The sequence below is a fragment of the Actinomyces naeslundii genome (assembly GCF_001956585.1).
Classification (GTDB): domain Bacteria; phylum Actinomycetota; class Actinomycetes; order Actinomycetales; family Actinomycetaceae; genus Actinomyces; species Actinomyces naeslundii.
The window spans coordinates 147759-166433 of record NZ_MSRR01000010.1 but is presented as its reverse complement, the minus strand read 5'-3'; the positions used below and the strand labels follow the sequence as shown (position 1 = coordinate 166433).

16 protein-coding genes are annotated in these 18675 nt (G+C 65.6%); 11 read left to right on the top strand and 5 right to left on the bottom strand.

Translation table 11 applies throughout. The annotated features are described in order from the left end of the window. The first annotated feature begins 97 nt into the window (after positions 1–97). Positions 98–325 carry a hypothetical protein gene (locus BKH33_RS06315; RefSeq protein WP_003784237.1) on the top strand — a complete coding sequence of 76 codons (228 nt, stop codon included), beginning with the start codon at positions 98–100 and terminating at the stop codon, positions 323–325. Beyond that, complete coding sequence (locus BKH33_RS06310; RefSeq protein ID WP_004564662.1) at positions 322–2439, top strand: hypothetical protein; 2118 nt, start codon at positions 322–324, stop codon at positions 2437–2439. Before BKH33_RS06315 ends, BKH33_RS06310 begins: the two co-directional genes overlap by 4 nt. 31 nt (positions 2440–2470) lie before the next feature. Here BKH33_RS06310 and BKH33_RS06305 read toward each other — a convergent pair whose 3' ends face one another. Further along, positions 2471–2878: a phage holin family protein gene (locus tag BKH33_RS06305; protein WP_004564651.1), complete on the bottom strand. Its 408-nt coding sequence runs from the start codon at positions 2876–2878 to the stop codon at positions 2471–2473. Between the two features lie 46 nt (positions 2879–2924). Here BKH33_RS06305 and hisC point away from each other — a divergent pair, with 46 nt between their 5' ends. Then, positions 2925–4082, top strand: coding sequence for a histidinol-phosphate transaminase (gene hisC, locus BKH33_RS06300; RefSeq protein WP_004564647.1), 1158 nt, complete (start codon positions 2925–2927; stop codon positions 4080–4082). Between the two features lie 62 nt (positions 4083–4144). Here hisC and BKH33_RS06295 read toward each other — a convergent pair whose 3' ends face one another. The 3 genes from BKH33_RS06295 to pgm form a co-directional block, all read right to left on the bottom strand. Continuing rightward, positions 4145–5287 carry a YwiC-like family protein gene (locus BKH33_RS06295; RefSeq protein ID WP_004564648.1) on the bottom strand — a complete coding sequence of 381 codons (1143 nt, stop codon included), beginning with the start codon at positions 5285–5287 and terminating at the stop codon, positions 4145–4147. Positions 5288–5425: 138 nt separating this feature from the next. After that, the gene (locus BKH33_RS06290) at positions 5426–5956 is read right to left on the bottom strand and encodes a GNAT family N-acetyltransferase (protein WP_004564654.1); all 531 of its coding nucleotides are present in this window, start codon (positions 5954–5956) and stop codon (positions 5426–5428) included. A gap of 252 nt (positions 5957–6208) precedes the next feature. Then, positions 6209–7891, bottom strand: a complete 1683-nt coding sequence (pgm, locus tag BKH33_RS06285; protein WP_043539600.1) for a phosphoglucomutase (alpha-D-glucose-1,6-bisphosphate-dependent) — start codon at positions 7889–7891, stop codon at positions 6209–6211. Between the two features lie 412 nt (positions 7892–8303). Between pgm and BKH33_RS06280 the strand changes: the two genes are divergently transcribed. From BKH33_RS06280 to BKH33_RS06250, 7 genes are all read left to right on the top strand, one after another. After that, complete coding sequence (locus BKH33_RS06280) at positions 8304–8702, top strand: RidA family protein (protein ID WP_004564660.1); 399 nt, start codon at positions 8304–8306, stop codon at positions 8700–8702. Between the two features lie 320 nt (positions 8703–9022). Continuing rightward, positions 9023–9916 (top strand): DUF5129 domain-containing protein, encoded by an 894-nt coding sequence (locus BKH33_RS06275; protein WP_004564655.1) that lies wholly within the window; start codon positions 9023–9025, stop codon positions 9914–9916. Between the two features lie 99 nt (positions 9917–10015). After that, entirely contained in the window at positions 10016–11647 is a 1632-nt protein-coding gene (locus tag BKH33_RS06270; RefSeq protein ID WP_004564668.1) for a DUF5129 domain-containing protein, read from the top strand. Between the two features lie 307 nt (positions 11648–11954). After that, positions 11955–12185, top strand: coding sequence for a hypothetical protein (locus BKH33_RS14100; RefSeq protein ID WP_004564663.1), 231 nt, complete (start codon positions 11955–11957; stop codon positions 12183–12185). 55 nt (positions 12186–12240) lie between these two features. After that, positions 12241–13221, top strand: a complete 981-nt coding sequence (locus tag BKH33_RS06260) for a DUF5129 domain-containing protein (protein WP_004564657.1) — start codon at positions 12241–12243, stop codon at positions 13219–13221. After that, the gene (locus BKH33_RS06255) at positions 13218–14870 is read left to right on the top strand and encodes a DUF5129 domain-containing protein (protein WP_004564669.1); all 1653 of its coding nucleotides are present in this window, start codon (positions 13218–13220) and stop codon (positions 14868–14870) included. Before BKH33_RS06260 ends, BKH33_RS06255 begins: the two co-directional genes overlap by 4 nt. Before the next feature lie 80 nt (positions 14871–14950). Beyond that, a complete protein-coding gene (locus BKH33_RS06250; protein WP_232621538.1) occupies positions 14951–16135 on the top strand; it encodes a DUF5129 domain-containing protein in 1185 nt (394 codons plus the stop codon). Between the two features lies 1 nt (position 16136). Here the strand turns inward: BKH33_RS06250 and BKH33_RS06245 are convergent, their stop codons facing one another. Continuing rightward, positions 16137–17585 (bottom strand): serine/arginine repetitive matrix protein 1, encoded by a 1449-nt coding sequence (locus tag BKH33_RS06245; RefSeq protein ID WP_232621537.1) that lies wholly within the window; start codon positions 17583–17585, stop codon positions 16137–16139. A 120-nt stretch (positions 17586–17705) separates the two neighbouring features. On the opposite strand from BKH33_RS06245, the gene BKH33_RS06240 reads away from it, so the two are divergent. Further along, a complete protein-coding gene (locus BKH33_RS06240; protein WP_004564670.1) occupies positions 17706–18593 on the top strand; it encodes a DUF5926 family protein in 888 nt (295 codons plus the stop codon). Positions 18594–18675 lie beyond the last annotated feature (82 nt).

Here is an 18675-nt window from a genome sequence, read left to right as displayed (position 1 = left end):
CGGGATTCCGGGGGCCACAGGCGTCAGTCTGCAGGGCTGATCCACAGGGCGGATCGTGGGCGCTGCGGGCGTCCCAGGCGCGCCCTACCGTCGAGTCATGTCTTTCTCACTGTCACGCTCGAAGGCGGACTATGACACCGCCGTCACCCAGTTCCCCGCCTCGGTCCCCGCCAGCTGGGTCGGAGCGGACTCCAACGCCTGCCAGACGGCACTGGACAATGCCTCCGGGCTCCTGACCACGCTGGCGACGCGCTATGACACGGCCTTCACCAATGTCGGCGCCCTGGAGTCGCGCGGCTCATCCAATGGAGCGAGCCCGTCATGAGCCCGGTCGTCACGGACAGTCCCAGCGGCTCGTACCCCGCCTGGAAGCAGGACCCCCACGCGACGAAGCCGCCTTACTCCGATCCGTTGCCCCCGGAGCCTGCGACTCCCCCTGCCCCGTACAACGGACCGGCCCCGGAGGACACCGGCCACCCATGGCGCATGTGGGGAGGACTGGCCCCAACGATCGTCTCGGGCGGCAGCGTCTCAGTGAACACGGATGACCTGGATACCCTCGCCGGCAGTCTCAACCTGACCGCCGGCTCCCTGGAGAATGCTCAGGAGAGTGCCCTCCAGGCGATTGGGGAGATTGAGCTCATTCCACCGCTTCCCATGATGAATGAGGATGGCACCACTCATTACTACACACCGCCATACAGCTCCTGGCACAGCAGCGGCGGTCAGTGCCTACCGGGGTCGGGAGAGTCAACCACGCTGGTGGGTGGGTCGAGCACCACCACGCTGGCTGAGGACCTTGCCTACAACGACCATATGTGGCGGCAAGGAGACATCCAATACCAGATGGCTCTCCACTCGATCAATGGCTTGACGCAAGGTGCGGGAAGCCTTTCGGATGTCGCCGCGTCCCTGCGCGGCATCGCCTCCGACGTCATCGCCTGCTCCCAGGCCCACACGCTCGCCGAGGGCGGCGCCACGCCCGGTCCCGGCCTCGTGGGCCCCGTGGACATCCGGGCCTTCGACAGTGGCCTGGCCTACCAGGCGCTGGGGCGCGGCATCTCCGCAGCGGTCTCGGGTCCCACCGGCCTGGCGACGCTCTTGACGACGCCCGGCAGCCCCCTCTACGCGAAGCTGGCGGACAGCGAGGACGGCCAGGCCGTTGCCGAGGCCCTGCACCTCCTGCTGGCCGACCCGGCCACCGCCCGGTGGGTCAAGGACGACGCCGTGCGGATCGTTCTGCTGACACTCTGGCTCCAGAAGGCCAGGACCGGGCGGGAGTCCGCCACGATCGAGGCCTACCTCAAGCAGGTCTCCGAGCGCCTCGACCCGTGGGTGACGCAGCACCTCCCCGGTCAGGTGCCCGTGGGGACCCGGACCGTGGACACCACCAGCCTCACGCCCATGCAACGCGTCACCGCGTACCTGGGGATGAACGCGACGGCACTGGGTGCCGGGCTCTACGGGCGCCAGACCGGGATCACGGTCACCCCCGTGGGCGGCAGCGGATCCACCGTGCTCCCTCCCGCCACTAAGGACCCCCTGGGGCTGGGTAGCCCGGTGCAGGCCGGCATGACCGGCAAGGGCAAGGACTCCAGGTCTCCGCAGAGCATCTCCGAGACGATCACCCACTGTCAGGAGCTGCAGGCCTCCAGAGGATCCCTGGGGCAGGACTACGAGGAGGCCGGCGTCATCTCCATCCAACGGGTCGAGCACGCCGACGGCCGCGTCTCCTGGGTCGTCTACGTCCCCGGAACCACCGACTGGACCGTCGGCGACGGTGAGCCGCAGGACCTGCTCACCAACCTCGAGGGGGTGGGCGGGACCCCCACGGCCATGGAGAGCGCCGTCGTCACCGCCATGCGCCAGGCCGGTATCCAGCCCGGAGAGGAGGTCGCCCTCTACGGTCACTCCCAGGGCGGGATCACCGTGTCCAACATCGCCGCCGACCCTGCGATCCAGGACCGGTACAACATCACCACGGTCCTCACGGCCGGGTCGCCCACCGCGGGCGCCGCCATCCCCGACGACGTCCACGCCCTCCACCTGGAGAACGCCGGTGACGCCGTCCCCGGGCTCGACGCCGCCCCCACGCCCACCGGTCCCCACCGCCAGGTCGCCATGCTCGACACCCACCAGATGGACATGGGCGGCTACCCCCACGCCTCGGACGTCTACGCACAGGCCACCGAGGGCCTGGAGGAACGGGCCCCGGAGCTGGCCGACTGGCGCACGTCCTTCTCCCACGCCTCAGGCGCTGGTGAGCAGGGGGCGACCACTACCGAGTACACCTTCGCGGTCCAGCGCGACACCGACTCCAGCGGGGTGTACAAGGATGCCACCGGCAACCAGGACACGGGCTACCAGGGCAAGGTGCCGTCGTCGAAACCCTCCTACGAGCTGCCGACCCCGGCCCCGCAGCCGTCGGGCGAGCGCTAGTGCCTCCCGGAGCCGACTGCGACCGACCTCGTCAGTCCTCGCGGCGCACGAGCATCGCGGCGATGATCGAGGAGATCACCGAGATGATGATCGAGCCGATCACCGCGGCACTGAAGGTGGAGACCTCCAGCCCCAGCGGTACTGAGCCGCCGGTGCCGAGCGCGGCGATGTGGTCGGTGAGCCAACCGGTCAGGGAGAGCATCGTGCCGTTGACCACCAGGGCGAACAGCCCGAAGGTGATGATGTAGAGCGGAAAGGTCAGGAACTTTGCCACGGGCTTGACCAGCGAGTTCACCAGTGCCAGCACCAGGCCCAGGACCAGCAGGTTCAGCCACATCTGGGCGGTGCTCACCCCCTCGGGCACACTCAGCCCGGACAGGAGGCGCGTGGCCAGCCACAGGCCGGCCGCGTTTCCGATAGTTCGTACCACGATCTCCATAGGGACATTGTGCCTGGGAAACCTGAGGTGATGCCAAGATGGGGATATGACTTCCTCAGCGACCCCGCCGACCGGCCAACCGGTCCCGAGCTCCCCTGCTCCCGGCCTGAACGACCAGCCCACGACGACGGTCCGCATCCGCCCCGACGTCGCCGCCCTGCCCGCCTACGTGCCCGGGGCCCGGCCCGATGCCGCGAGCCCGGTGGAGATCGCCAAGCTCTCCTCCAACGAGCTGCCCTTCCCCCCGCAGGAGTCGGTGGTCGAGGCCATCACCCGCGCCGTGGCCGGAGTCAACCGCTACCCCGAGATGACCGGCGAGACCCTGACGCAGGCGCTGGCCCGCCGGTGGGGCGTGGAGGCCGAGCAGGTCGTCGTCGGCAACGGCTCAGTCGCCCTCATCCAGCACCTGCTCGACGCCGTCTGCCGGCCCGGCGACGAGGTCGTCATCCCCTGGCGCTCCTTCGAGGCCTACCCGATCTGCATCGCCGTCGCCGGAGCCAGGGCCGTGCGCGTCCCGCTGACCCCCGACGCCCGCCACGACGTGCTCGCCATGCTGGCGGCCATCACCCCCCGCACCCGTGTGGTCATGGCCTGCACGCCCAACAACCCCACTGGGACGATCCTGACCGCCCGCGAGCTGGCTGATCTCGTGACCGGTGTGCCGCGCGACGTCGTCGTCCTCATTGATGAGGCCTACCTCGACTTCGTTACCGACCCCGAGGCCGGCGACGCCCTCACCCTCCTGGCCGATGCCCCCAACCTCGTGGTCTCGCGAACCTTCTCCAAGGCCCACGCCCTGGCCGGGATGCGCGTGGGCTACCTCGTGTGCGAGCCGGGCCTGGCCGCCGCCATCCGCTCGGTGTCCACGCCCTTCGGGGTCAACCTGCCCGCGCAGGCGGCCGCCGCCGCGGCGCTGGGGGAGACCGAGCTGGCCCGCACGGCCGAGCGCTCAGCCACCGTCGCCGCCGAGCGCGACCGGGTCGTAGACGCCCTGCGGGCCCAGGGGTGGCAGGTTCCCGATGCTCAGGGCAACTTCTTCTGGCTCGGTGTGGGCGACGAGACGGCGGCGCTGGCCGAGCACTTCCGCGCCGCCGGCATTCTCGTGCGTCCCTTCGTCGGCGAGGGCGTGCGGGTCTCGATCGGGACGACATCGGACAACGAGAGGGTCCTGGCCGCCGCGGCCGCCTGGAGCGCCGAGCACTGAGACCCGCCGGAGCGGGTGCAGCCGAGAGGGCGAGGCGGTTACGGCGTCGTCGCACCGAGTTGTCAGACTGAGATGGTCACCAGGAAGGCCACGCACATGACGACCTCGACGATGCCCATCGTGCCCGGGCGCAGTGGACGGTGGCGCCTGCGTACCAGGCTCCACTGCCACAGCGGCATGACCAGTGATCGCACGGCCAGCACCGTCCAGAGGACGGCGTGCCCCCATGGCAGCAGCCCCGACGAGGCCAGCCAGAACGTCACCACCGCGACCGCCGCGTGCGCCGCCCCCGTTCCGGCCAGCAGCACGTAGTTGAAGCGCTCGCGGATCATCGACTTGATGTAGGGGACCGTCCCGCAGAAGTAGGCGGCCGTCAGGGCGGTGACCAGCCACATCCAGGACCAGCCCGTCAGGGCGCCGTTGGGGGAGGTCCCCGGCAGGGGAGTGCTTGGAGTCCCCAGACCCAGGAACCCGCCCTCACCGTGGACCGCCAAACTGTAGGTGACGGCCGCCATGAGGGAGGCAGCCGCCGTCGTCGACAGTCCCGAGATCAGCGAGCGCTCGTGACCGCGCCACACCTGGTGCAGCGCGATGGCGAACAGAGGCAGTAGCGGCACCGCCCACTGGATGAGGTAGGGCGCCGCGAGCAGGGTGATGAGGGCCAGGGAGGCCGTCCACCCGGTGTAGACCAGGAGCGGCAGCATAATGAGGGCGCGCTTGCGGGCCGAGCGGGTGCGCAGCCACTGCGACCAGGACCAGTAGGTGAGGTAACCGCCCCACCACGCCGGCAGGAACAGGAGGTTCACCCAGCTGAAGCCGCCCACGACCCAGCCGACGATCGGTGGCAGGACCAGCATCGACCAGGCCCCGTGCTGGTTGGGGACCCAGGCCTTGCGGCCGGGTTGGCGGCGGATCTGCTCCTGGGTGGGGGGCTTGGGACGCTCGACCTGCCGGGGCCTGCCGGTGGCCAGCATGATGTCGTCCTGCGGGCCGGGGCGAGACTGCTGGGAGGGGGCGCGGCGTGGTGCGGTGGAGCTGTTCGATACCGGTCCGGCAGCGTTGTCGGGTGAGGTGGAGTCAACGATGTCGGGTGAGGCAGGCGACTTGGAGGACGCAGACGGCTCAGGGCCCCCTGCGTGGTCGGCGGACGTGGAGGAGTGCTCGACGTGGTGCTTGGACGGCCTCGACGGGCGGGACTGGCTCACACCGTCACCCTAGTCGCTCACCCCTGCGTGCGGCCGGGGACTTGTTCTCACAGCCGAGGACGTCTTGCGCGCACGGGCACAGGATTCCTGTTCCCGACGGCGTCGAACGTCCCTGTCCGGCGCTGCGCGGCGGGACGGTTAGGTCAGGGTGAGCCGCATCTGGTGCCAGGGCACGCCCCCATGGTTCGAAGTGGACAGCCCCTCGTCGGCGAAGCCGAGGCGCGCGTAGAAGGGGATGAGGTCATCAAGGCATGTGAGTACCAGGCCCTGGCGGCCGTGGGCGCGCGTCGTCTCGATGACGGTGCGCAGCAGGCGGGTGGCCAGCCCCTGCCCCTGGGCGGCCGGCGCCGTGGCGACGCCGAAGATCATCTGCCAGGTCCCGTCGGGGTCGTGCATCGTGGGCGACTCGTACATCTCGTCGCTCAGATTGGGCTCATTGGTGCACAGGCCGTTGACCAGCGCCAGCAGCGTGCCGCCCTCGTCCTCGATGAGCCAGAAGTGGTCGGCGTAGTGGGCCATCCGCTCGGCGATCGTCGTCGGGCTGGCGGCCTGCTCGGGTGGGAAGCAGATGGCCTCCAGGGCGGCCGCCATGGCCGCGTCCTGCGCCTGCTGCGCCGGTGCCGTCCGGGCCGTGCGGATGTGCAGGGTCGTGGAGCCGGTGGTGTCCATACCCGTATTCTCACCAGTCGATCGCCCGACGTCGAACAGACACCCGTGGCTCCGCGCCCCCCGATGCCACGGCCGGGCATCTTTTCATGCGGGCGGGGACATCCCACGCGTGCGGGTACAGGACTCCTGTCCCCGACGGCGTCGAACGTCCCCGCCCGGAGCGGCAGGTGCCCCCGCCGCGCAGAATATCCCAGGCCGTGGGAAAGGGCGTGTGGGTCAGGGTACTCCGGCCCCCGACTCCCGGTGTCTCCGTCAGCCGCCCAGAGCCGCGGAGACCACCTGCTTGGCCTCCTCCTGGACCTGGGCCAGGTGGTCGGCGCCCTTGAAGGACTCGGCGTAGATCTTGTAGACGTCCTCCGTGCCCGAGGGGCGGGCGGCGAACCAGGCGTCCTCGGTGGTGACCTTGAGCCCGCCGATGGCGGCCCCGTTACCGGGCGCGTCGACCAGCCGGGCGGTGATCTCCTCGCCGGCCAGCTCGGTGGCGGTCACGTCCTCGGCGGCCAGGGCGGCGAGCTTGGCCTTCTCCTCCTTGGTTGCGGCGGCGTCGATGCGCGCATAGGCGCTGGCGCCGAAGCGCTCCACCTGCTCCTCGTGCAGCTGGGAGGGGGACTTGCCGGTGACGGCGATGATCTCGCTGGCCAACAGGGCCATGATGATGCCGTCCTTGTCCGTGGTCCACACGGTGCCGTCCTTGCGCAGGAAGGAGGCTCCCGCGCTCTCCTCGCCCCCGAAGCCGATCGAGCCGTCCAGCAGCCCGGGCACGAAGTGCTTGAAGCCCACCGGAACCTCGATGAGGGTGCGGCCGATTGCTGCAGCCACCCGGTCGATGAGGCTGGAGGAGACCAGCGTCTTGCCCACGGCGGCATCGGCGGGCCAGCCGGGTCGGTGGGTGAAGAGGTACTCGATGGCCACGGCCAGGAAGTGGTTGGGGTTCATGAGCCCGCCGTCGGGCGTGACGATGCCGTGGCGGTCGGAGTCGGCGTCGTTCCCGGTGGCGACGTCGTAGGGGGTCCTGCCCTCGGCGTCGGGCGTCATCTTCTCGCGCAGCGAGGCCATGGCGTTGGGGGAGGAGCAGTCCATGCGGATCTTGCCGTCCCAGTCCAGGGTCATGAAGTGCCAGGCTGGGTCCACCTTGGGGTTGACCACCGTGAGCTCCAGGCCGTAGCGTTCGCCGATCGCGCCCCAGTAGTCCACCGAGGCGCCGCCCAGCGGGTCGGCCCCGATGCGCACACCGGCCTCGCGGATCGCGTCGAGGTCGATGACGTTCTCCAGGTCGGCGACGTAGGTCTCCAGGTAGTCGTGCTTGATGACGTAGGGACCGTCGAGCGCCTCGGTGAACGGGACGCGGGGGACGTCCTGCCAGCCCGAGGCCAGCAGCTCGTTGGCGCGGTCGGCGATCCAGCTAGTGGCGTCCGATCCGGCCGGGCCGCCGGTGGGCGGGTTGTACTTGAAGCCGCCGTCGCGCGGCGGGTTGTGGGAGGGGGTCACCACGATGCCGTCGGCCAGTCCCGGCCCGGCGGTGCGCACGCCGGCCTCGGTGCCGGCGCCGTTGGCCAGGAGGATGGAGTGCGAGACGGCCGGGGTCGGCGTGTAGGAGCCGCGCGCGTCAACGGCAGTCGTGACGCCGGCGCCCGAGAGCACCTCGACGGCGGTGCGCCAGGCCGGCTCGGACAGGGCGTGGGTGTCGCGCCCCAGGTAAAGGGTGCCGTCGGTGCCCTGGGAGCGGCGGTACTCCACGATGGCGGCGGTCGTGGCCACGATGTGCGCCTCGTTGAAGGCGGTGTCCAGGGAGGAGCCGCGGTGCCCGGAGGTACCGAAGACGACCTTCTGGGCCGGGATGGTCGGGTCGGGGACGAGGTCGTAGTAGGCGGAGACGACCTCGTCGACGTCGATGAGGTCTTCGGGCTGTGCTGGCTGTCCTGCGCGTGCGTGCATGAGGCACAGTGTGTCACGTACCACTGATTGAATCAGCCCGTTTCGCTGTGCGAAACACTGGCCGTTCCGAGGCCGGGACGTGGTGATCGGCGGCGGCATCATGTCCGACGACGACGGCGTTGTGGGAGGGTTCGCCGCGAGGGCCCGCGGGGAAGTGCCGTAGGTCCTGGGCGGTCAGGTCGTCACGTGAGCGGATGCTGGGCGGCTTCACGGAAGATTGCTTCAGACATGGGAGCCACGCGGGAGTGAGCTGACCGGATGCGGCCGACCGGCCCCGAGTCCAGGAAGCAGGCGAAGCGAGGGACATGGGTAGTCTGGCCCGGGCGTCGGCGCTGCTGCGCTGCCACCCGGGCCGCCGCTCCGCTCACTAGGGACGCGGCCGAACCCCAGTGTCCAGGAGGAACGAGGAACCATGACCGTCAGCCGTATCGCCACGACCAACGCCCCCGCCGCCGTCGGCCCCTACTCCCAGGGCGTCTCGACCGGCCAGGAGGCCGGATCGCTCGTCTTCGTCTCCGGCCAGGTGCCGCTCGACCCGGCCACCGGTGCCCTCGTCGAGGGTGACATCCAGGCCCAGGCCGAGCAGGTCCTCAAGAACGTGGGCGCCATCCTGGCCGAGGCCGGGCTCGGGTACGACGACGTCGTCAAGACTACGGTCCTGCTCGCCGACATCGCCGACTTCGCCGCCGTCAACGAGGTCTACGCCCGCTACTTCACCGGTGAGACCCTCCCGGCCCGGGCCGCCTTCGGCGTGGCCGCCCTGCCTCTGGGGGCAGGCGTCGAGATCGAGGCCATCGCCGCCCGGTCCTGAGCCGGTCCGATCGAGAGCTATCCCCGAAGCCACGCCGACACTCGCGAGACCGGCGCCGGTCGCACGGATGCGAATCAGAACCGGCCGCGTCGGACGGGGCGCTGCCCCGCCCGGCACGGGGCGTCTGACCCTGCCGGTGGGCCGACCTGCTCACTAGGCTCTTTCCCGGTTCCACGTCCACGGGGTGTCCCCTTGTCGGGGACGCCCCGTGTTGCTCTCCCCATGGTGTGTGGTGTGCCTGCGGGGGAAGGATGAGGCGCGGTGGGTGACCCATGGGGCCACCAGCCGACCAGGCCGCAAGGGACGATGAGAGGAAGACGATGCCGCCTACGCACCTGCCTCTCATTGTTCGTCTCGGCGGGATCCGCTCGCTGCTGGCCTTCTCAGCAGTCGTGACTGCCGCCCTGGCGGCAGTGCTCTCACCGGTGGCTGCGGCGGCGTGGGCGCCCTTCCTCCTGCCACCCTCGATCGTGCTGCTTCTTCTGGGCGCCGGCGGCATCGGCTACTACCTGTGGCGCGGCTTCAATGCGCGCCACCTGGCCGAGCAGGCTCTGGGCCACTACTCGCGGGTCACCTATGACTACGAGGCCACCGAGCTCCAGGCCCGTCTCGTTCCTGAAGGCGAGTCCCATGGGGCCCGGGTGATGGCCGGCTACCGCTGGTTCCGCGACGAGTACGACAGCCTGACCCGGATGTGGCAGGATCTCGGCAGCCCCCGGGGCACCCAGTGGTTCGAGCCGGGGATGCTCGGGAGGGCCACCGAGCTCGCGCGGCGCTGCGCGGCACTGGACTCGACTGATGACGTGATCGCCGGCAGTGCCGCGTTTCTGAGCCTGTCCTCCAGCTGGAAGCAGATCTGGTACAACGAGCAGCGGCCGGTTCTCCAGGACCTGGGCCTGCTCTCAAGCCTGTGCCAGCAGATCGACTGCCTCGCCTTCGCACCCGGCGGCACGGTGGAGGCGCGCGAACAGGTCCGTGCCCATCATCAGCGGCTCACCGAGATGACCGCCGAGCTGTCAGAGGGCCGGCTGCAACCTTCGGCTGCTCTCGACGAGCTCGCCTGGATCGCGGCCGACACCCGCCGATCGGTGAGCGTCTTGTCACTGCATGCCGCCAGCACCGGACCGGCCCTCAACGCGTTCGACGCCGGAGCTCGCCGGTACCCGAGTGTCGGCACGGGATATCCCCGGGTCGGCACCCTCCCGGGCACTTGATGCCGGCAGAGGACCCGGCTCGGGCTCTCCGAGGCGGGTCCGCCACTCAGCCTTGCAGCAGTTAAGCCTCTACGTCCGCAGAAAGAAAGGGAAGAGCAGATGAAGCACATGAAACAGTCCGGCATCGTCGGGCTCGGCGGAATCTGGTCGGTGACAGCCTTCGTCGCTAATGTGGTGGTGAGCCTGGCCCTCATCGCCGTGCTGCCGGTCATGGTCATCTGGCCCTTCGGCGGCAGCCACCATCCCAGCGTGGAGGTCCATGACGAGGCCGGGATACTCCAGAGCGAGCCACTGGCCAAGGAGATCCAGGCGATGCGCTTCCGCCAGGACGTCCACGTCGCCGTACTCACGGTCCCGGGCTGGGATGTCGACAACCTCAACGACTCGGTGCTGGAGTACGCCCGCTCGCACGCGAGCGACACCGACGTCCCGTGGATCTCGACGTCGAACTCCAACTACTGGAGTGATGGCCTGGTGATCCTGGCGGTCGCCCCGGAGGCGCGCAAGGTGGGCTGCTACTTCGGTGAGGACGTCGCGGTCCCCCTGGAGCAGCAGGCCGCCATCCAGGACGCCGCCAAGAACCAGTACCGGCAGGCCGATTGGTACGGGGGAACCGTCTCCATGGCGGCCAAGACCGCCGACGTCATCGGCCGGCCCGGCGGTGGTGACGTCGGCATGACCTACATCCTGCCCGGAATCTCGGCGCTCGTGGGCCTCGCCTGGCTCTCGTACTACCTGTGGCGCGGCTTCACGGCGCGACGCCGGGCGCGCGAGGCGCTGCGCCATTACTCGCAGGTCACCCACGACTACGAGACCACCGAGCTCCTGGCCGGCACGATTCCCGAGGACGAGCCGCACGGGGCCCAGGTCATGGCCCGCTACCGCTGGTTCCGCAGCGAGTATGAGAAGGTCACCCGCTCCTGGCAGGACTTCGGCAACCCCTACCGCGCCCAGTGGTTCAGCATGCCGGTGCTGGGACGGGCCACCGAGCTGGAGAAACGCTCCGAGCTTCTGGACTCCCTCGACGACGTCATCGCCAACACCGCGACCTTCCTGAGCCTGTCGCCCGGCTGGGACCGAGTCTGGAGCAACGAGCAGGGGCCGGTTCTGGAGGACCTGCAGTCGCTGCGGCGGCTGTGTCACGAGATCGACAGCTCCGATGCCGCCGAGAGCGGTTCGATCGCCGAGCGCACCAAGGAGGAGCGGGAGTGGGTACGCTCCCGCAAGCAGCGCCTGGACGACATGACCTCCAGTCTGGAGGACGGTTCGCTCCAGCCCTCGGCCGCACTCGACGAGCTCGACGAGATCGCCAGTGAGACGAAGACGAAGGCCACCCGGCTCGCGCGCGAAGCCATTGACGCCGACACCTCCAGCTACGCCGACGAGCGCCGTCGTCGCTATGACGACTCGAGCTCGTCCAAGGAGGCCGCCTATGCCGGCTACTGGTACCTGGGCGGCGGGCACGGCAGCTACAACCCGCACTCGACGATCCGACTCAACCCCTCCTCGCCGGCCATCTCCGCCATCGGCTCGTCCAGCTCGGGCTCCGGCGCCGGTGGGTCCTTCAGCTCCTTCACCCCGGTCTCCGACCTGGTGGTGGGCTACAGCTCGGCCTCCTCCTACACGCCATCGAGCAGCTCCGGCTCCGGGTCCAGCTTCTCGGGAAGCAGCTTCTCCGGCGGCTACAGCGGAGGCGGGTTCTCAGGATCCGGCTCGTCATCCAGTTTCTGAATAACGTCGGAACCAGCTTCCATCAGTGAAAAGATGTGCTGATAGTGCGATCATCGAGGTTGGGCAAGATTGGCGGGCCGAGAGCGGCAGCGGTATTCGTGGCTCATCTGCTATCCGACTGCGTCTCCTCATTGAGGCATGTCCAGATTCTGAATGGCGGTGCGGGAGGGGCGAGCAGCTTCTCCGGTGGAAGCGGTACGAGCATTACTGATGGCGGCTCCTTCGGTGAGGATGGAAGGTGATGAGCAGCCAGGACGCTGCCAAGTCCCGGTTCTGGCGGAAGGACTGAGACGGAGGCCTGGCCTCCATGGGGAAGAAGTCCGCGGAGTACGTCGGCAATCCTCGCAGCGACCTGAGAGCCTCTTTTCTACTGCCGTCTGTCCCGGTCGCCGGGGCCGGTGCGGTCGGTGTCGTGTCGACCATCGCCCTTGTGCCGGCGGATCGGCTCCTCCCGGGGGCTGACGGCATGGCTTGCGACGACGAACTAGATTTACATGGAAAAAATCGGAAAATTGATGCTGCTAACCTCGACCAGTGAGAGCAGACGCGGCGCGTCGTTCGGAGCCGGCTCGATTGTCAACAAGGAATGTCACATGAAGCAATCTGCGATTGTCCGTCTTGGGGGTATTCGAGCAGTCGCAATCTTCCTCCTGAATATAGCTGGGGCGTTGATCTCGATCCTGCTTCTACCGGCGGCGCTCCTGTATCCAATCGCATCCGGGCATCGTCCTGTCGTGGAAGTTCGTGATGAGGCCGGTATCTATCACGAGCAGGCTCTTCGCCATGGGCTGGAGGAGCAGGTCTACGATCGTGAGGTTCGCATCGCGGTGCTCTCGGTTCCCGGATCGGGCATCAGCAATATTGATGAGGAGATTGTCAAGTACGCGATTGATGGCACACAAGGCTCGTCCTGGTTCAAGGATTCCGACGTCGATAGCCCAGTGAATGGAACGATCCTCTTCGTGGTAGCGCCCGAGTCTCACTGGGTACGTTGCTACGCGGCGAAGGACCTGCAGCTGTCAGCCGACAAACGGACGGCCATCGAGAACGCGGCGGGAAGCCACTACGCTCAGAGCGACTGGGATGACGGGACCGTGGCGATGGGGCGGCAGCTGGCGACATACATCGGTTCAAGCGATGGAAGCAGCATGATTGTACGGGTCGTCTGCGGAGTCCTCGCCTTCCCTGTGGGAACCGGATGGCTTGTCTACTACTTGTGGCGGGGCATGACTGCTCGGCGGCGTGCTCAAGGGGCACGCCATGAGATGATGCGGATCGTCTACACCTACGATCTCACCGAGCTGCAGGCGGGAACCGTACCGGAAGGGTCCCACCAGAGCCGGGACGTTGGCTCCGACTACAGACGATTTCATGACGAGTACGACACCGTCAGCCAGTTATGGAAGGACTTCGGGGAGCCGCACGGTGCTCAGTGGTTTGGTCGTGGTGTTCTCGCTCAGGCCACTCGCCTCGCTGAGAGGACGGCTGGATTGGCTGAGCTCGACGCCGCTGTCAACGCAGGCGCCGCGGCCCGGGCGGACGCGGCCCCGAATCCTGGGGGTGCAGTGCTGTGAAGAAGCTGCCAACGGTATCTGAGCTCGGTGGGATGAGAGCGATCCTCGGCTACGTGGGCAATCTCCTCATTGGTGTGGCTCTTGTTGCTGCTCCATTCATCATCAATGGTGGACAATCACCCTTCTACCCCTCGAAGCAGTTCCACCCGACGGTCGAGATTCATGATGAGCCCGGTGTTCTTCCTCAGGACTTCATTGAGTCCGACCTTAAGAAGCTTACCTTCCGGCAGCCGACTCATATCGCTGTGATTGATGTGAGCAACTCGAAAGTTCAAAACCTTGAGCAGGAGGTTCAGAACTACGCCCGCACCCACGCCACTGACGTCCCTTGGATATCATGGACGGATTCTGAACGTTGGGCCGACAATGTGTTCGTGATCGCTGCTGCACCCAACGCCAATTATGATGAAAGGCTGGAGGGGCAGGTAGCGGGATACTACTACGGTTCCCGGCTGCAGATCAGCGAAGAGGGAAGGGAGGAAGTATGGGACGTCACGGAGTTGAAAATGATAGAACGCGACGAGGTCGGGCGTGTTCTAGAATCCGCCAAAGTTGCATCTGACTACATTGGTGCTCAGTTAAATCCTGCCAGGGTATGTGCAACGATCACATTATTTGTTATCTTCTTCGTTGCGGCGAACCAATGGACTCGATATTATCTAGGCCGAGGGAAACGGGCGAGGTCCGGCATCGAGGAGGCGCGTGAGGCGTACTCTCAGGCGGTAGTCGGGCGTGCGGCCGCTGGCGACTATCTTCAACTCATCCCCACCAGTGACATTTATGGCGTTCAGGTGATCGCCAGATATACTGTTCTTCAACGGCACTATCGCCGGCTTGAGCGTGCCTGGAAGATTATCGGGAACCCGGTTGGTCTTCAGTGGTTCGGCATGAGACGTAGTCGTCTCGCTGAGTATGTCAAGACATACTCCGTGCAGCTCCGCGCCATGCAGCAAACGGTTGTCAATTGCGCACAGCTCTTATCAAAGACGGGGAGCTGGAGGGAGTCCTGGGAAAATGAGTGCGTGCCTGTTCGACAAGATATTGCTGCTGTAGCACGTATGTTCTCGTATGTCCCACGGATTCATCGGCAATTTGGTGAAAAGGCGCTGAAGTGGGTAAAACTGAAGCAGGCAGAACTCGATGAGACTACTACGAAAGTGTTAACTGAACGAATGTCCCCGGCCGAGGCGCTTCGTGTACTGAACCGCCTCTCCGTTGCTGCAAATAAATTCGCAGAGCAAGCGGTCGATGAGTTATTTTGGGGTAAATCTAGCCGGGATCATTATAGAGAATATCGAAAATACTTACTGCGCTACCGCGAAGAAAGTCGGCAGGGCCTGAAGAGTGCTACGAAGCCTTCCTCCAGGCCTCAGTTTAGAGTGGGCGCCCACGGTGTGTACTACGTGACGCCCTCAAATTCTGCTGATGAAGGTCATGAGTTCTCCAATGTTTCCGTGACTGTTCGTATGAACCCCTGGTCGCCGGCCGCTTCCTTTGTCGCCCTGAGAACGGAAACTCCTGGCCCTATGTCCGTGTACGCACCAGTCCGAGATATATCGGACGCCTATCAATGCGCTGTAGCCTTGCCGGGAGTGAAACAAGAATCTGAAATCAAGAAGAATTTCAAGGGCGAGTCGAGACGCAAATGACTCGAGAAAATCGTGAACACAAAAGAAGTGGGTCGTCGAGTGCGATCTCATTTGCGTTGAATGTCTCACTGTGTATGGCTATGATTCTTGCTCTGCCGGTCATGATGTTCCTCTCTCCCGTGATGGGTTATGCGCCGACTGTCAGCGTGCACGACCAGGCAGGAGTTTTTGATCGCGGGCTGCTCGAGCGCGAGTTGGGGAAACTGAGATTTCGCCAGGACATTCGTTTCGAAGTTATCTCTCTTTCTGGGTGGGGAATTCAGAACCTGGACGCAGCTGTAGCGTCATTCGCTGATCAGGAGCTGGAATATCGTAATGACATTAGGACGGTCGACAAAAGAAGTTGGAAAAAAGGAGTCGTCGTCATCGCGGTGGCGCCCCGAGCGCATCAGGTCGGCGTGTACCCGGGCGCAGATATCTCACTTGAACGCTCAGAGCAGGTCGCGATTCAGGATACGGCGGCGGTTCAGTTCTCCGGTCGCGACTGGAATGGTGGCGTCCTGGCCATGGGCAATAAGGCTGAGACGTACTTAGGAGCCTACAGTAGCGGACTCGCGCGAGCCGGCGTCGCTATAGCTGCTGTTCTAAGTTGTTGGGGTGCAGTAAAACTCTTTCTCTATCTTCGTCGTGGTCTTGCTTCTCGCCGTATGGCGAGGTCGGCGGCCAGTTCCTATGGTCAAGTGACCTACGATTATGACTCGACTGCTCTCCGGGTAGGCACCCTCGACTCGAGTGCTCCCGAATCGCGAGCGCTTGCAGCACGCTATGAGAGTTTTGAGCAGGACTATTATGATGTCACGCTTGCGTGGCGGAAGTTCGGCGATCCGCAGGGATTCGACTGGTTCGGTAAAGGCGTATACGACAGCGCGAAGAGTCTGCAGGAACGTTCGGCGGCTCTCGACGATGGCGATGACGTCATCGTCGATACTGTTTCCATTTTGACGATGTCGCCTACATGGGGGCGAGCGTGGGAGAAGCAGCAGGCGCCGATCCTGGAAAAATTGAGGGCAGTCACACGAATGGCTGGATCGGTGCGTCGGAGTAACGCCGTCAATCGTGAGGACATTGCAACGTGGGTGGCCCGGCAGAATCGGCGGCTCGGAGAGCTGACTGTCGACCTCGACAAGCGTGAGCTAGCCCCGGTTGAGGCGTTGGCTGAGTTGGATGGGATGTCGAGAATTATTGATCTGGTAGTTGCGGCGCTTGAGCAGCGACGGGAGGCGGTTGTTGAGGCAGTCGTGACATCCAGCGTGTCGGTGTGTTGATTCAGCTATGGTTCGGTGTGTATCCAACGATCTCAGCTCCTTGAATACCTACCAAAAGTCCTGAGTCGCCCAAGCTCGTGATGATGTGTGATGAGGAAGTAGGGGGTGTGATGACGCGCGCGGTCTGCGTATCAATGACAAGGGATGTTTTATCGTTTAGCTCGGAATCCACGCCCCCGATAGTGTAGACAGAGACTGCCAGGACTTGTTGATCGTTGGACAGGTTCCAGTGGATCTGGAGTTCTCCTCGCCCTGGAGGGTAGACGAAGGACCGTTCAAAGGGCAGGGTTACTGGCGTTCCATTGAATGTACATGCGTCTTTCGTGGTGCATTCGATGACGTATTTTGCCCAGGATGTGTCTCCTGACTCGTAGGCCTTCTGGAACTGTTCCAGAGTCGGGATCCCGGACTCAGAAATGAGAAGTGGCGCATTGCTTCCCGACAGCGGGAACGATCCAATGTGCTCACCTTGGAGAGAGTAGGTCTCAGCGGTGCCGGATTTTTTGGGGATGCGGATCCAGCCGTCTCGGGCCGGTATGTAGTCGGCTCGTTCGCCTGGAAAGAGCTCGTCGGGAAGTGCGGTTACCGTTCCATCGGATAAGTTCATGATGCCGGTTCCGACAGATTCCCATCCATTTCCCTTCGGCTGAGATAATTCGACGAGGGGGCTCGGTGCGGAGGTGTCTCCTGCGACTCCGAAGGCGACAGGTTCGACTTGTTTGTCGTATTGGCGCTCCCATCGTTGTTTTGGTGCGCCGTTGTTCCACTCCCAGGCTGCGCAGTGGTTGGTGTGTCCATACATGTTGCATGTCAGGACGAGATCGGGAGACATGATGTAGGGGTAGTCGTTGGTCGACCAGGGGGCTTTTTCGATAGTTCCAGTTGCGGGATTGAGGATCTCGTGTTTAAGAAGCATATGCCCGCCCCACCATGGATTGCTGCCCCAGGTGTGAATGATCTTGGGAGGTGCTTTCCATAGCTCTTTGAGGTGACCGTTTTCGAGGACGTATCCTTTCAAAATGCTGGGAGAATCATATGTGGCTGATTGAACGACAAGATATTTCCCGCATCTTGAGGCGTGCGGAAAACTAATTTGCATGTCCTGGGTTGTGTCAGTTGTCAATCGCCAGGCCTCGTCCCACTGCGCTCCGGCTGGAGGGGGTGTGTTTGTGGAGGGGCCGCAGGAGATCGTTTCATCCGTCGCGGTCGTCGCCTGCCACGTTGAGAAGGCCGGCGCCTTCGGCTCGGTGAGGGAGGATGCCATGACAGGGCGCTGCCGGGCCCATGCCTGGGCGATGGAGAGGGACGCGGTCACCATGATGAGGACGAGCGCTGCGGTGAGTGAACGACTTTGGAAGATCGTTCGAGCAAGACGGACGCACATGTGTCGAAGGCTCACCGCGCTGAATCGCATAGGGATAGCATTCACTACTTCCTGCGGCTTCGGCATCGTTCTGCTTGTGATGTGAGGGCAGGGCGATGGGGAGAACGGTCGTGAACCGCGTCATGGGGTGCCGACGGACCGTCGTCGGCCTGGGAGCGGCGTGGGCCGGCCGGTAGGCTGACGGCCATGTCGAAGAAGAAGCGCCACGGGCGCCGTCCGGCCGCGGCCGCCAAGCCCCGCAAGCAGAGCATCGAGTTCGTCGCCCGCCCCTTCGCCGGCCTGCCGGCCGAGGAGGACCTCGTGGCGATGGCCCAGATCATCCCGGCCGCCGCGGCTACGGTGCGTCTGACCGAGGAGTACGGCGGCAGGCAGGTCCAGCTCGTCACGCTCCTGCCCGAGTTCGTCCAGGGGCTCAAGCGCTCCGACGGCGAGGTCCTGGTGGCCATGCAGACCTCCATGCACTCCGGGGACGCCTCCCGCGACGTCGCCGCCGCCGTCCTGGCCACCCTCGAGCTGCCCGAGGGCCAGGCTCTGCGCGCCGACGGCCTGCCCGAGCCCGGCCCACGCCTCCAGGACATCCTGGACACCAGCGAGCCGCCGGCCGTCTCCGTGCGCGAGACCTTCGACTTCTGGGTTGACCCCCAGGCCGCCGGCGACAACGAGCAGGCCCGCCAGGTCATCGAGGAGGCCATTGAGCGGGCCAAGGACGAGATCGCCCCGACCCGGCCCGTGCCCGGCGTCGAGCACGCCTACTGGTGCCGTCTGGGTTCCAAGGAGTTCGTGCGTTGGGTGCGCGGGGAGGACGAGGACGAGTTCTTCAACGCCTTCGCCCGTATCTACGCTGCGCGCGAGTCCGACCTGGAGGAGGGGGCGCGTTTCGTCGGCGCCTTCCGGGCCAACGGCGTGGCCATCCCTGTTTGGGAGCTCGTGCCCGGCACTGAGGCCGAGGAGCTCACCAAGCCGCTGCAGGCCATGGGCAAGCGCCTGGACGCCGCACTGGCGGACAAGAGCCCCCTGACCCCCGAGGTCCGCCGCGCCAAGGCCGGCATCATCTCCCGCCAGGTCAACCTCTGACCTGTCTTCTCGTGGCCGGGGATGTCTCGCGCGCACGGGGGAGGATTCCTGTCCCCGACGGCGTCGCACGTCCCCGGCCGCG

Bases quoted from the DNA above. Each gene is read 5' to 3' on its own strand.
- BKH33_RS06315 (WP_003784237.1), top strand. From the start codon at position 98: ATGTCTTTCTCACTGTCACGCTCGAAGGCGGACTATGACACCGCCGTC.
- BKH33_RS06310 (WP_004564662.1), top strand. From the start codon at position 322: ATGAGCCCGGTCGTCACGGACAGTCCCAGCGGCTCGTACCCCGCCTGG.
- BKH33_RS06305 (WP_004564651.1), bottom strand. From the start codon at position 2,878: ATGGAGATCGTGGTACGAACTATCGGAAACGCGGCCGGCCTGTGGCTG.
- hisC (WP_004564647.1), top strand. From the start codon at position 2,925: ATGACTTCCTCAGCGACCCCGCCGACCGGCCAACCGGTCCCGAGCTCC.
- BKH33_RS06290 (WP_004564654.1), bottom strand. From the start codon at position 5,956: ATGGACACCACCGGCTCCACGACCCTGCACATCCGCACGGCCCGGACG.
- pgm (WP_043539600.1), bottom strand. From the start codon at position 7,891: ATGCACGCACGCGCAGGACAGCCAGCACAGCCCGAAGACCTCATCGAC.
- BKH33_RS06280 (WP_004564660.1), top strand. From the start codon at position 8,304: ATGACCGTCAGCCGTATCGCCACGACCAACGCCCCCGCCGCCGTCGGC.
- BKH33_RS06275 (WP_004564655.1), top strand. From the start codon at position 9,023: ATGCCGCCTACGCACCTGCCTCTCATTGTTCGTCTCGGCGGGATCCGC.
- BKH33_RS06270 (WP_004564668.1), top strand. From the start codon at position 10,016: ATGAAGCACATGAAACAGTCCGGCATCGTCGGGCTCGGCGGAATCTGG.
- BKH33_RS14100 (WP_004564663.1), top strand. From the start codon at position 11,955: ATGGGGAAGAAGTCCGCGGAGTACGTCGGCAATCCTCGCAGCGACCTG.
- BKH33_RS06260 (WP_004564657.1), top strand. From the start codon at position 12,241: ATGAAGCAATCTGCGATTGTCCGTCTTGGGGGTATTCGAGCAGTCGCA.
- BKH33_RS06250 (WP_232621538.1), top strand. From the start codon at position 14,951: ATGATTCTTGCTCTGCCGGTCATGATGTTCCTCTCTCCCGTGATGGGT.
- BKH33_RS06245 (WP_232621537.1), bottom strand. From the start codon at position 17,585: ATGCCGAAGCCGCAGGAAGTAGTGAATGCTATCCCTATGCGATTCAGC.
- BKH33_RS06240 (WP_004564670.1), top strand. From the start codon at position 17,706: ATGTCGAAGAAGAAGCGCCACGGGCGCCGTCCGGCCGCGGCCGCCAAG.